General features: G+C 71.8%; 9 protein-coding genes and 2 pseudogenes. 7 read left to right on the top strand and 4 right to left on the bottom strand.

Annotation, left to right across the window (positions count from 1 at the left end):
* From HCN52_RS15220 to HCN52_RS15205, 4 genes and pseudogenes are all read left to right on the top strand, one after another.
* Positions 1-3,281: pseudogene (locus HCN52_RS15220) on the top strand (hypothetical protein); the annotation flags it as partial.
* 123 nt (positions 3,282-3,404) lie between these two features.
* Complete coding sequence (locus tag HCN52_RS15215) at positions 3,405-4,469, top strand: hypothetical protein (protein WP_168088987.1); 1,065 nt, start codon at positions 3,405-3,407, stop codon at positions 4,467-4,469.
* A 79-nt stretch (positions 4,470-4,548) separates the two neighbouring features.
* Positions 4,549-5,694, top strand: a complete 1,146-nt coding sequence (locus HCN52_RS15210) for a type VII secretion system-associated protein (protein ID WP_168088986.1) — start codon at positions 4,549-4,551, stop codon at positions 5,692-5,694.
* A gap of 466 nt (positions 5,695-6,160) precedes the next feature.
* Entirely contained in the window at positions 6,161-7,003 is an 843-nt protein-coding gene (locus HCN52_RS15205) for a hypothetical protein (RefSeq protein WP_168088985.1), read from the top strand.
* A gap of 456 nt (positions 7,004-7,459) precedes the next feature.
* On the opposite strand, the pseudogene HCN52_RS25490 reads toward HCN52_RS15205, so the two are convergent.
* From HCN52_RS25490 to HCN52_RS15190, 3 genes and pseudogenes are all read right to left on the bottom strand, one after another.
* Positions 7,460-7,594: pseudogene (locus HCN52_RS25490) on the bottom strand (aldo/keto reductase); the annotation flags it as partial.
* 777 nt (positions 7,595-8,371) lie between these two features.
* The gene (locus HCN52_RS15195; protein ID WP_168088984.1) at positions 8,372-8,782 is read right to left on the bottom strand and encodes a hypothetical protein; all 411 of its coding nucleotides are present in this window, start codon (positions 8,780-8,782) and stop codon (positions 8,372-8,374) included.
* A gap of 484 nt (positions 8,783-9,266) precedes the next feature.
* Positions 9,267-9,641 carry an ATP-binding protein gene (locus HCN52_RS15190; protein ID WP_312876711.1) on the bottom strand — a complete coding sequence of 125 codons (375 nt, stop codon included), beginning with the start codon at positions 9,639-9,641 and terminating at the stop codon, positions 9,267-9,269.
* Between the two features lie 269 nt (positions 9,642-9,910).
* Between HCN52_RS15190 and HCN52_RS15185 the strand changes: the two genes are divergently transcribed.
* The 3 genes from HCN52_RS15185 to HCN52_RS15175 all read left to right on the top strand — a co-directional run bounded on the left by HCN52_RS15185 (position 9,911) and on the right by HCN52_RS15175 (position 11,789).
* Positions 9,911-10,777 carry a helix-turn-helix domain-containing protein gene (locus HCN52_RS15185; protein WP_168088982.1) on the top strand — a complete coding sequence of 289 codons (867 nt, stop codon included), beginning with the start codon at positions 9,911-9,913 and terminating at the stop codon, positions 10,775-10,777.
* A gap of 15 nt (positions 10,778-10,792) precedes the next feature.
* A complete protein-coding gene (locus HCN52_RS15180; RefSeq protein WP_168088981.1) occupies positions 10,793-10,993 on the top strand; it encodes a DUF397 domain-containing protein in 201 nt (66 codons plus the stop codon).
* A 295-nt stretch (positions 10,994-11,288) separates the two neighbouring features.
* A complete protein-coding gene (locus HCN52_RS15175; RefSeq protein ID WP_168088980.1) occupies positions 11,289-11,789 on the top strand; it encodes an SAM-dependent methyltransferase in 501 nt (166 codons plus the stop codon).
* 311 nt (positions 11,790-12,100) lie between these two features.
* On the opposite strand, the gene HCN52_RS15170 is transcribed toward HCN52_RS15175, so the two are convergent.
* A partial coding sequence (locus HCN52_RS15170) for an RICIN domain-containing protein (protein ID WP_168088979.1) occupies positions 12,101-13,036 on the bottom strand: 936 nt, incomplete at its 5' end.

Raw genomic sequence — 13,036 nt, 5'->3', positions numbered from 1 at the left:
CCCCCCCCCGGCCGGCTCCGCAGCCCGCCCAGGCGCTGGCCGCCACGGTCACCGCCGCCGCCTCGGCGGTGACGAGCGCGGCCTCGGCCGCCGCCCGGCGCCTCGCGGCGGTCGGGGACAACGACCGGGGCGGTGACACCCTCGCGGCGGAGGTGCTCCACAACGGGCTCCGGCCGTCACGGCTGCACGCCCACGCCCCGCAGATCGCCGACGGCTCGTTCGTCCTGGAAGGCGTGCCGCTGCCGGTCACCAAGCTGAACGGCATGTTCTCGCTGGAGGTCAGCGCCCTCATCACGCGGCCGCGCCTGGACCACAGCGAGGAGGCCAAGTCCAGCCTGGCCACGACCGGTGCGACCACCGCGGGCCGGGTCTCCGGATCCGGCCGGACCTACGAAGGGGCCGTCACGTTCGGCGCGCTCCAGCGCGACCTGCGGGACAGCGGCCAGAACCATCCCCACGGCGGCTACACCTACAGCTCACGGGCCGGGAACTCCGAGTCGCCGAGCGCCACACGCGCCGTCACGCAGACCCCCGCCGACGAGGGACGCCACCACACCGTCACCGGTGACCTCGAACTGCTGGTCACGCTCACCTGGGGCCACAGCCACCTGGCCGCGGTCACCGCCGGCGAGCACGGCTCGGTCTCGGTGGTCGTGAGCGCGGCGGACGCCATCCGGTTCACCGCCTCCGACGCCGCACTGCGCCCCTACGCGCAGTTGTTCGAGAGCGTGGCGGGGCTCTCCCGCCCCTCGCCGACGGCCGACCGCTCGCTGGTGCCGCCGAGCTGGTTCACCCAGGAAGGCAGCCTCGACGGCGCCGCCGCGACCCACCTCGCGCTGCTGGACGCCGACGGGAACGAGCAGCGGGACCGCCTGCGGGTCGGCATGGAAGCCGCCCTCGTCGGCCTCCACCGCGACATCCTCACCCCCGGGACCCCGGGCTACGCCGTCGGAGCCCGGACCGCGGCCCGCTGGCTCACCGACCAGGAGACACTGCTGACGGTGCTCACCCGGCAGGGGCAGCGGCTCTCCGTGCAGTTCGTCGCGCAGTTCGACGGCCGTACCCGGCTGGTGACGCTGAGCGTGGAGGCCGACCTGGCGGCGACGCCGGACGAGCGGAACGCGCTGCGGGGCTCCCGGGCCGCGGGCTCGCTGGATCAGCTGCTGGCCGTCTCGCCCGAGGACAGGAAGTCGGAGCAGACCCGGACCTACACCCATCAGGCGACCTTCAAGTGGGTGCAGCGGTTCTTCACCGGGGACGACTCCGTCCCGGCGGACGACCGGGGCGGACTCACCCAGCGCCCCGGACTGGGCCTCGGCGGTTTCCAGACCACCGAGCAGAAATTCTCCCAGGTCGCGACCGCCACGGACACCACCTGGCTGCGCGGCGCCGAGGTGGGCGACTTCGAGGGCGTCGCCTTCAGGCTGCGGGCGTCCGTCACCCAGCAGCCGGTCACCGAGAGCTCCATCGCCGAGGCCGCGCTGTGGGCGGTGGAGACCCCGTCCCACCTGATCGCACAGGCGGGCCGCCTCATCCGCAGCTTCTGGGAGGCGACTCCGCTGTCGCTGCCGGGCAGCGGGTCCACCGCGCCGGCGTCCTCGGCGACGCGGACCGTCCCGGTCCCGGCCGGCACGACGGGCGGCGCTCCGCGCGCCGCGCTGCCGGCGCCGGGCCCCGAGGGCGTCGAGATGACCACCGACCTCACCGCGCCCACCAGCGGCCCGCCCGCCGCCGGCACCCCGCTGCCGGGGCAGGACAACGCGATCGCCCCGCGGAACGACGCGCAGCGCACCCCGACGCTCACCCGGAACAACCACGGCAGCACGTTCGAGGTCGCCGCCACGACCACGCTGCGCTTCCTCGGATCGCGCGGGGCCACGGCCGAAGCGGGACCGGCCCCCGCCGACGCCGCCGCCCTCACGTACGACCCGGTGCGGCAGGACCCGGAGGGCGCCTTCGGCCGGCCGTACCCGCTCACCCGCAACGCGGCCTTCGTCCACTCCTTCACCGGCGCCGAGGCGCTGACGACGGCGCTCCATGACATCGCGCCGTCGTGGGCCGGGACCACACTGCCCCGCCCCGGCCACAGCGACCACAACAGCGGCGCGGCGCTCGGCACGCTGGTCTCGGGCCTGCTCACCTCGGCCGTCTCGGAACTGGGCACCGGGAACCGGGGACCGCTCGGCGAGCGGAGCGGTCTCGTGCCCGGCAGCTTCGGCGGCCGTCCGCCCCAGGTGCGGCTGACCTTCCACAACGTCCGCCCGGAACTGGAGTCCCCCGGCACGGTGATCGACCGGATGTCGGCGGCCACCCGGACCGAGACTTCCGGTTCCACGCGCCACCGGGACTGGAACGTGCTGGCGGAGATCCGCCTCCCGGTCGCCCCCGGACAGCACGCGGTCCTCGCACGGCCGGTGCCGTCTCCCGGCGCGCCGGAGACGGCGCGCGGCGGCGCCGAGGCGAGCGCGAAGCGGACCGTCGACCGCTCGGGTGAGGCGAAGGAGAGCGGCCGGCAGACGGGCCAACTGGTCGACGCCTCCCGGGTGGTGCGCGCCGACCTGCTCGTCGAGGTCTCGCACGAGGGCACGACGCGGTGGGTGACCGGCTCCGGTCGTGTCTCGCTCAACCCCGCCGACCTCCTCGGGCTCGGCGCACTGACGGCAGGGCCGCACGGCCGGGAGATCGACCTGCGGTCCGCCGTGGCGGACGCACTGTCGACGGACGCCTCCCAGCTGCCCGCCGACTGGCACCAGTCCGGCATGCGGAACACGGCGCGGGCCGTGGCGGAGACCGTCGCGGCCGTGACCGATGCGAACAGCGCGCCCCGGTTGTGGTTCACCCTCTCCGACTCCGCGGAACTCGTCCCGCTGGTGACACTGGCGGCGGCGACGGCCGACATCGTCGACCGGCAGGTCGAGCTGGTGGTCCGGACCCCCGACGGCACGCAGAACTGGCATTTCGACGGGTCGGGCGACCCGACCGGGTTCCGCGACGGCGCCCTCGCCGAGACGCTCACCGGGGTGCGCGACGCGGGCGTGGCCGAGCAGCGGGCGTTGGCCGGTCAGCGCACGGCGCAGACCGACGCCGCGGAGCACTCCACGGCCCTGACCGAACGCCGGAACGAGCTCGCCGCCGCCGACGCCCGGCTGCGCGACACCACCGGAGAACTGAACCGGGCCCAGGCGCAGGCGGCCGCCGAGCGGGCCCGGGTTCCCGGTGCCCAGGTCGGCGTCTGCGTCGGCAGCCTGCACCGCACCGGTGTGCTCGTCCCGACGGTCTGAACCGCCGCCGAGACGGCCAGGACCGACGCCGAGAACGCCGCGACGCGCCAGCGGGCCGAAGTCACGCGGCTGACGCAGCAGCAGCGGGAGCACGCCGCCACGGCGGAGGCCGCCAACCGCGAGTTGGCGCAGCTCCGGACGGAGCTGGCCGACATCCGGCCGACCCTCCGGAGTCGCCGAAGCACCCGGAGCGGTCACAGCAACCTGGACGGTCACAGCAGTCAGAGCAGCCGGAGCAGTCGGAGCAGCCAGGAACGTCGGGCCGAGCGGCTCCAGCAGCAGATCGCACAGACGGAGCTGCTCATCGCCCAGCACGCCGCGACGACCAACCGGCTCAAGCGGGAGCACGCCACCGCGACCACGGAGCTCACGGCGCTGGAGCAGAACCACCGGGCGGCGACCGACGAACTGGCGCGGGTGCAGCAGGAGCGTACGGCTTCGACTGCCCGGCAGGCCGAACTCGTCGCGCGGGCAGAGGCTTTGCAGGAGGCGGCCAGGACGGAGCGGGAGACCGTGCAGGCCACCGTCGACACCACCGCGCGAGCACGCGAGGCGGCACAGCAACGGGCCGCCACCGCGGAGAGGGCACGCGTCGACGCGGTGGCTCAGGGGCGTGACGCGACGGAGCAGCTGCTCGCCACGCTGTCCGGTCCGCCGGCGGGCATCTCCGACACGGTGTTCTCCGTTCTCATGGACGAGCAGCCCCGCACACCGGTCGCCGCCCCGTCCGCGGCCGCCCCGTCGGCGGCGCCGACGCCGCTGGACCTGCGCGGCGGACCCCGGACGCAGCTCCCCGCGGGCGCGGTGCTGCCGGAGACGGCAGCGCCGACGGACGGCGACCGCTCCCGCGAGTGGCACCGGTTCGTCCGCGTCGACCCCGCGACGGGCGTCGAGCAGACGTTCCGGGCCACGCCCGACGGCACGCTCGTGCTGCCGGACGGTCGCCGAATCCACTCCGACGGGTGGGTTCGCTACGGCGTCGACTTCGTCCACGACCCCACCGGCCTGCTGCTGGACGCCGCATCGGGGACCTTCCGGCGGTTCGACGGAAGGCCCGCCTACGAGAGGTGGCGGGAGACGGCTCCGTCGGGGGCGCACCACCGCCTGGTCGTCGTCGGGAACGGCATCCACCTGGTGGGGCTCACCGACACCGGCCGTTCCGTCTTCTTCCCGTTCCGTCAGCCGTGACCCCCTGCCGCGGGGCGCCACAGCACGCCGCCCGCCGGCACGTCCCGAACCGCCCACCGTCCGACCGGAAGAGCTCGTCATGACTACCGAACCCGCATCCCCCAGCGGCCCCGTGGACCCCGCACCGGCTCAGCAGACCGCGTCCCGGGACACGGCCCCGGACGCCGCCGGAACGCCCGACGGCGACGCCCCGGCGGTGGGAACCGACCCCCGAGCCGACGGCGCGGCCCCGGACAGCGCGGCCCCGGACGGCACGGCCGAGGAGGCCACCTCGTTCGAGGCGGCCGCCGACGCCTACATCGGCCCGGTCGCGGCGATCAACGGGGCGACCGGCGAAGCGGTCGGCTGCTCGGTGCCGCCCGAGGGCCTGCCTCCGCAGCCGGAGCCCGTCCGCCCGGGGGACCCGGAGTTCCGCGAACCGTCCGACGTCGAACGGGACGCTGCGCTGCAACTACCGCCCGACTCGCTGCTGTGGGCGGTGGACCGCCACTTCGCCCCGGTCGAGGGCGAGCCCCCGCCGTCGTGGGCGCTGCCCGGGTACTGGTCCACCGGTGACGACAGGACACTCGCCGCCTGGTACCCCAACGACGGCTACCGGCCGTCGCCGGACGCGCTCGGTTGGCCCGAGCCTGCCGACGGCGTGGACGCGGCGGTGCGGACCATCGCCACCGGGTACGACGAGCCGGAGCTGCTCCCCTTCACCCTCGCCGACGCGGTGGTGGCGGTCTTCGTCGACCCGGATGGGGAACCCGCGCCGACCGAGGCCCCCGACGGCGTGCCCGCCGTCGCCGTGCTGGCCGTCCCCGACCCGGAGGCGGGTGCGGAGTTGCCGCCCTACGCCGTCTCCGGGGTCCGGGCGCTGGTCGAGCGGATACCCGAGGGGCACGACGTGCTGTACCTCAGCAGCACCGCACCCGTCGCGCAGCGGGTCACCACCGCCTCGCTGCGGGCGGTCTTCCCTGTGCTGGAAGAGCTGTCCGAGGAGCGCGGCCCCGGCTGGGACACGCCCTACACCCCGCCGTCCGCAGCGCCGGAGGAGGAGGAGTTCGCCCTGGCGCCGGCGGCACGGCCCTCGCTCACCAGCTCGGACGGCCCCACGTACCGGGCGGCAGCGGACGAGGCAGCAGACGTCGACGAAGACCGTGGTGACGACGGAACGACGGCCGGTTCCGACGCCGCCGACGGAGACGACACGGGACAAGCCGCCGGGAGCTCCGGCTCCTGACGGCCGACGGCCTCGTCGCCCGCGAGCCCCTGGCGCCGGTCGGACCGCCGACCCGGGTTCCGGCCCTCGCCGCTGCATCGTCGCACCGGCGAGGGTCGCCACCGCGTGGTCCTGCGCCCGGCGGCACCACGGTGAACGAGCCGAGCACCGCCGCCGGTACCCGCTCGGGGGACGTCGTGGACGGGAGTCAGCCGGGGACGAGCGAACGCTCAGCGACGCGCTGAAGGTGGTGTCCGAAGACCTTCCCCGCGTCGGGGTTGACGGTCGCCAGCGCGACCATGGCGGTGAGGATGACGTTCAGGTCGCCGAGTCCGCGTGTGCGCCGGTCGGGCTGGGGCGGGCGGAGTTGGGGAGCGCGTCTGGGGTCGGGGGGCGGAACGGGGGCTGTCCCTGGGTCCGAGTGACCGCGACCGCGACCGTGGAGCAGCCTATGGTGCAGGTACTCACCCGAAGGAGTCCGGCACCCATGACACCAGCAGGCACGGTAGATCTGCGATTGCATTCAGTTGATGGCGTGCTCTGCCGGGTGGAACGGCATCTCCAGGTGAGTCTCGACCGCGGCTCCCTCGTACGAAAGCGTCGCTCTGTGGGCGCCGCGACGGAGCGCGGGACGTGGGTGCGGATTGAGCGGCGACCGGTCTCTCGGGTGGACACCCAGGGGTGGAACGGCGCGGAAACCGCTGCCGCGTTGACAGGGGTTTCGGCCCCTGAGTGGTTCGCCGGGGTGTCCTGGCGAGAGGGCCAGGAGGCGGTGTGGCGTGCAGACGAGACAGCACTCCTGCCCGACGCTCCCGTTCAGTCCGGCACACTGACGGCACACCCCGCCCTGCCGGACGAGTGGTGGAATCAGTTGTCCGCGTCGTTGGATGCGCTTGCTGCTCAGAGCACGAGCCGCGTCGCGACGCCGGACACGGCGACCATGACGCAAGCTCGGGTGACGGGGGCCATCCGCCGAACGTTCTCGCCGGCCTTCGACACCACAACTTCGATCTGGCTGCCTGCTCATGCGGATCTGAACTGGGCTAACGTCACAGCTCCCCGTTTTTGCTTGTTCGACTGGGAGGACTGGGGAATGGCCCCGCTGGGCCTGGACTCGGCCTCGTTGTGGGCGAACTCTTTGGCGGTGCCCGACCTGGCCGAGCGGGTGTGGGCAGAGCGGCGCCGGGACCTGGAGAGCCGTGACGGGCTCCTCATGGCGATGTTCTGCCTTTCCAAGATCGTCGGTGACTACGCTGATCCCGCTGACCCGAAGCTGCGACCGGCACAGCAGGCCGCAGCCCGGATCATCGGTGAGCTGGTCGATCACTGAGCCGAGCGTGCTCGCAGAAGTCGGCGGTAGCGTTCCACCATCTCTCGGTCGACTCCCCCACGACAGTGTGTCCAGCAGCTCGCGAAGATGGCTTTCGCTGTCGGACCCCACGGCGATGGTGCTCACCTCGGGAAGCGCGTAGGCGGCGCGGAACGCCGCCGGCAGCGGCCCGCAGCCCTCTGGCGGGTTGGCCAGGAATACCTGTGGTCGGACTGCCTGCCACACCGGGTCGTGAGGTGAGGCGTTGAAGGGGCTCATTCCCCACACGTCGGCCGGTTTCCATCTGTGCGCCAGTTGCTCAGCTGCGTCGAGTACCGAGCCTGGAACGAGCAGGCCAGAGCGGATCATCAGCACTGCTGGGCTCGGGGTTGTGCTGTCCAGCTGCGAAAGAACCCCCCGGGGGTCCCAGGATGAGACACCCCACGCACCTGCGAGTCCCGCGCGTACGGCGTCCTCCAGGGCACCGCACGCCTCTGCAAAAGGTTCCCCTCCCGTGCTGCGTTCAGGGCTGTGGAGGAAGACAAGATCGGGGGACCGGCGAAGGTCCCGCACCGTCTGCTCGACCGCCGCTCGAAGTCGTGCGGGATTCAGGGTGTGGCGGTCGGCGAAGAAGCCGACCTTCGTGGAGATGGCGAAGTGCCGGAGCAGGTCGCCGACCCGTTCGGCGAGGGTGGTGTGCGATGCGAAGCCGAGAGGCCGGTTCGTTCAGGCCGTCACCGTCCGGCTGCGTGTCGCCGGTAGCGTCCGGCGGTGGGTCGGACCGCGTCGTGTCGTTGCGGTTGTGCACGGTGGCAAGAGCCTCGACTGAGACGAGCAGATCGTCGAGGCCGCCTTGGTACGCGTGGTTGTCAGACATCAGATTCCTCCTCTCGGTAAGTGGAGAGCAGACGTCGAGCCGACCATGCTGAGTGGCACCTGAGACCCCCGCAAGGGGTCCGATCTAGCCGCCCGGCGCTGCTCCTGCTGTGGCCGGCGTGCCCGGGGCCGGATTCGAACCGGCAACCAACGCGTTTAGACGCTCGCTCTGACCGTTGGCGTACTCGGGCTGGCTGTGAATGGTCAGACAGTGGGGTTACGGTGACGCGCCCGCTGGCGGCCTCCGCTGTGCCCCAGAAGCCAGCCAGGGGGAACAGTGCGGCCACAGCATCGAGAACGGCGATGGGTGGTAGCTCCGAGGTCAGGTGCGGAGGAACGCGGCCAGCGCCAGGGCAATGACTACTGCGGCGCACGGCAAAGCGACATGAAGCGCCTCCCGGACCGCCGCCGCGCGGGTCTCGCGAGGCGCCTCCGGCGGTTGCGGCTCAGGCTCAACCCGGGGCTGTGAGTCGCCGGCCTGCGGCCACGACAACCATCCGCGCAGCGGGCTGGTCACGGCGGTGGTCGCTTTCTGGGCGGGTGGCGTGCTCGCAGCATCTGGGCCGCCCGCAGCTGGGGAAGCGTCGCCGGAGCCAACAGGGCCGCGGCTGAGCGGAAGGTCGTCCCGTCGACGAACGCCTCCAGCTGGACCATGCCGTCCGTCACTCCCCGCACGATGCCGACCCGACGGGCGGCGTTGCACCACACCAGGGCCTCCAGCGCAGGCATCCCCCGATCGGCCCGGACAGCCGCCCGCAAAGCACGGACCAGCGCAGCGGCGCCGACCCGTTCCACCCGGCACAACACCTGCTCCTTCTCCTGGTGAAGGAGGACCCTCGCGGGCACCTTCGCCACGGCCAACGAAGACGCCAGGGCACTCGCCAACTCGCCCACCGGCGCCTCCGGGCTCACCCATCTGCTCATCTCGCCCCCTTCCCGACCGACGCCCCGGAGGCGAAGCGGTGGAAGAGGCGCCCCAGCGGGGTGCGTGGCCGTCTCGTCGGCCGCCGGAACGACACCGGCACGTCGGAGTCGTGCTGGGCGTACAGGGGAACCGGCCGGCCCCAGTGATCCGAGGGAAGCCGCGCGCTCGCGTCGTCGTAGTCCCACGCGCTGTCGTGCAGTCGCCTCAGACACCCGCCGCAGGCGTACAACGGCGCCGAGACTCCGACACTCGTGATGGTGCCCAACCACAGCACGTCCGTGAACGTGTGGCCGCAGTAGAACCAGCACCACCCCCGCACCCAGGGACCCCCGTCCCCCGGCGACGACGGACACGGACGCACGAACTCCACGGCCTCGGCCACGAGGTGCACCCCCTCCTCCCGGCAGTCATCAGCTCCGGATCGATGCGGACCTGCCGGTGGAAGAAGGCCGCGCTGCCAGCCGGCCGCCCTCGCGCCGTTCATCACGTCGCCGCCTCCTGCCGGGAGGCCCTGAGCGGAAACCGCACCCAGACCGACTTGCCACCTGGAAAGCAGATGTAGCCCCAGTTAGGCGCCACCGTCTGCAACAGCCACAGGCCACGCCCGCTCTCAGCAGCCCAGTCGGGAACCGTTATGGCCGGCACAGCCATTGACCGGTCGCGCACCTGGAGACGAACGAAGCCGGCCGCGCACTCCACCCGAAGCTCGCACCGAGGATCACCGACGTGCTTGACGACGTTGCTCAGCAACTCCGACACCGCGAGGCGAGCCAGCCCAACAGCGTCCCTGTCACCGCCCAGCTCCTTCACCACGACCGCAGCCTCGTTACGCCACCGTCCAATGGCTCGGGCTCGCACCACTAAGTTCCAGGACTGCGTGTATTCCTCAGCTGCTTGCGCGGCGACATTCACAAGGCACCTCCAAGACGGGGCTGCTCCACCCTCGCGACAGACGTGGACAGCCCAGGCCTTCGAAGCACCCACGACTACCTACCGTGCGGAGTGAGTCACCCGTGCAGCATGAACCCTAACGCTTGCACGGTGCAAGTCATACACCGTGGTGAGTTTTCGTGATCTTGTCCGGACTCCAGCCGGGGGTACCCTGTGGGGCGACTGAGGAGGGGCACATGCCGGATGATCCGAAACCGACCGTGCGTCGGCGGGTTCTCGGGACCAACCTTCGGCGGCTACGCGAAGAGCATGGGCTTCACCTGGAACATGCGGCTGAACACCTGAGCTGCAACATCTCGAAGATCAGCCGCATCGAGTCCGGCCGCAGCCCCATACGGCCTCTGGACCTCAAAGCGCTGCTGGAGCTGTATCAGGTGGATGAGCCGTCCGCGCGCGACGGCTGGCTGTCGTTGGCGCGCGAGAGCCGCAAGCAGCGGTGGTGGCGCGTACTGGAAGATCGACTACCGCAGGACTTCCTTGACTTGATCGGTCTCGAAGAGGACACCTCGTACTGTCGCGGCTTCCAGCCCGGAGTGATCGACGGCCTCTTCCAAACCTCCGCGTACGCGGAAGCGGTCATCGCGGGAGGATCACCGGGGCCGCTTGGCAGCGATGCGGCGACGAAGCTTGCCGTCCGCTTGGAACGCCAGAAGGCCCTGACGCGCAGCGAGCACCCGATTGGGGTCTGGATGGTGCTCGGAGAGGCCGCCCTGAAGCAGCAGATCGGCGGCACTGCCGTCATGCGCGCACAGCTCGGCCACCTCATTGACCTGGCACGCCTTCCGAACGTCACGTTGCAGGTACTACCCTTCGCAGTAGGGGCGTACCGCGGTGGGCCGTTCCCGTTCAAGATCTACCGGTTCCCCGAGCCATCCGACATGCAGGTCGTTCTCCTGGAGAACCACGTCAGCCACACGTACCTCGAAGATCCGGCTGACATCGGCTTCTACGCCGACATCTTCAACCACCTGCGCGCCGCGTCGCTCGGGGAGCTGGAAAGCAAAGCCCTCATCGAGGGTCTCGTCAGTGAAGTGCCCGGATAGAGAGATGCTGGGGAGATGCAGGACAACCGGTCCGGATGGTTCAAGAGCACCTACAGCGCGCAGAATGGAGACTGCCTCGAAGCACGTCACCGAACCGACGGCGCTGTGGACCTCCGGGACTCGAAGATCCATGGCGGCCCAGTCCTTACTCTGAGCGCGGACCGCTGGTCGGTCTTCGCGACAGCCGTCAAGGACGGTGCCCTCGCGGCTCGCTGACCGCAGAGCATCAGATCGCGCAGTCACGCGCTTGTCGACGGCGGCGGGAGCCTGAGCAACATCGGGCCCGCCGCTGTTTGGTGGGACACACGCTGGTCGACTGCACGACCGTGTTTGCCATCGAGTCAACCGCGCGTTGTGCCCGACCTGTGCGTTGTGCATCGGCCGGGCATGCTGATGTCCAGCTGTCGCCGTTGCGGGGGCGCGGGATTGCCGTGGCCGCCGAACTCGACCGCAGAGCAGGCAGTTACCTGCGACAGTCGGCCTGATCGGTTCCCGGTGCAGAATGAGGGTCATGAACGCGGAGATCACCATGACGCCGGTCGCCCACGTGGTGGGGGGCCGAACCGAGCCGACCGACGACTACTGGGGCGGTAGCCGAGCGATCATCCGTATCGACGCCCGCCAGTTCAGCGAGGGCTCCGTCGTCGGGCTGAAGGACTTCTCGCACATCGAGGTGGTCTTCCACTTCCACCTCACCGACCCCTCGGACCTGCACGCGGAGCCCCGCAGGCCGCGCAACAACCCCGACTGGCCGGCGGGTGGGATCTTCGCCCATCGCAACATGCGCAGGCAGAACTGGATCGGCGTCTCCCGGTGCCGCCTTCTCGCGATCGACGGGCTCGACCTGCATGTCGGTGAACTTGACGCGGTCGACGGAACGCCCGTGCTCGACATCAAGCCCTGGTTCGCGGAAATGGGCCCACGCGGCGACGTCCGACAGCCGGCGTGGCCGACGGAGATGCTGACCGACTACTTCGCCGATCCGCGGGAGCGGCCGCAAGGCGACAGTTGACGCACTTCCGTGCGCGTCACGGGTGGACGTCAGGCCGGAAGAGCGAAGACCGCACCCTGGGCGCGCTCGTTCTCCCGGAAACCGCGCCCGGCAGCAGGCGACCGGCAGGGCGCGTACCAGGCCCCGCGGTAGAGAGCCGGCGCGGCCGTGTTGCGCCGACCGGCCAGGCGGTCGGGTAGGAACATCCGCGTCGGACGGCGCCGGTGACGCCCGTGCCCTGCCCTCCCCTTCTCCGGGGGCGGGCAGGGCACGGGCGGCCGCTCCGGTCGGGCGGTCAGCCGGTCAGCCGGCGAGGCGGGGAGCGGAACTGCTCAGCTGTCGCTCACCAGACGCCAGGCGTGGTTGTCGTGGCACTGCCAGATTCGCAGCCGCGTGTCGGGCTCGGCCTCCTCGAAGGCGAGAAGGCAGTAGTCGTGGGCGGCGAAGTTCCGGATGTAGAACGTGCCCGACTTCTGCTCGTCCAGCCACCAGAGCTGGTTGTCCTCCATGTCGGGGAAGCAGCGCGCCTGGTGGACGAGGGTGCCGCTGCCGCGCGCCCCCTTGCCGGGCAGGTCCAGGCAGTAGCCGCCGCGGTCGTTGCGGATGGTGTACAGCGCCGTGCCGGCAGGACCGGCGTCCTCGAAGCGCAGTTCCAGGTTCCAGCGGATGTCGTCCTTGGACTCCCCGCAGTCGACGTGCCGCATGATGTCGTTGCGGCCACCGGTGCCGGAACCCGGCGTGCCGACGCAGTTCCCGTTGGCCACGTTCTGCAACAGGACCCGCTCGGTGGGGAATTCCGGCTCGGGCTCGGGCTCCGGCTCGGGGTCGGGCTTCGGCTCGGGGTCCGGCTCGGGCTCGGGCTCCGGCTCGGGATCAGGCGCCGGCGGTATCTCGGCCAGCGCGGGCTCCGGTTCGGGCTCGGGGTCGGGTTCCGGCTCGGTCTCCTCCGGCTCGGGCTCCGGGGCGGCGGCGACGAAGTCGCCGGGTCGGTCGAGGTCCTCCCGCAGCACGGTGTCGGCTGCCAGTCCGGTCTCCGGCGAGGGGGCGCCGCCGGAACGGTCCACCGACAGCAGCAGCAGCGGCGCCGCCACCAGCATCACACCCGCCAGCGCGGCACCGGCCAGCACCGGCCGGTTGGGGCGGCCCTCGTCCTGAGCCTGCGCTTCGGCGTCGAGGTCGTACCGTTCGTCCGGTCCGGGCGCCGTGCCGCCGGCGGCGGCCGCGGTGGCGCGGCCGTCCGGGCCGCCGCCCTCCGGCTGCTCCTGCGC

This window comes from Streptomyces bohaiensis, from assembly GCF_012033785.1.
GTDB classification, from domain to species: Bacteria; Actinomycetota; Actinomycetes; order Streptomycetales; family Streptomycetaceae; genus Streptomyces; species Streptomyces bohaiensis.
This window is presented reverse-complemented; position numbering and strand designations above follow the sequence as displayed.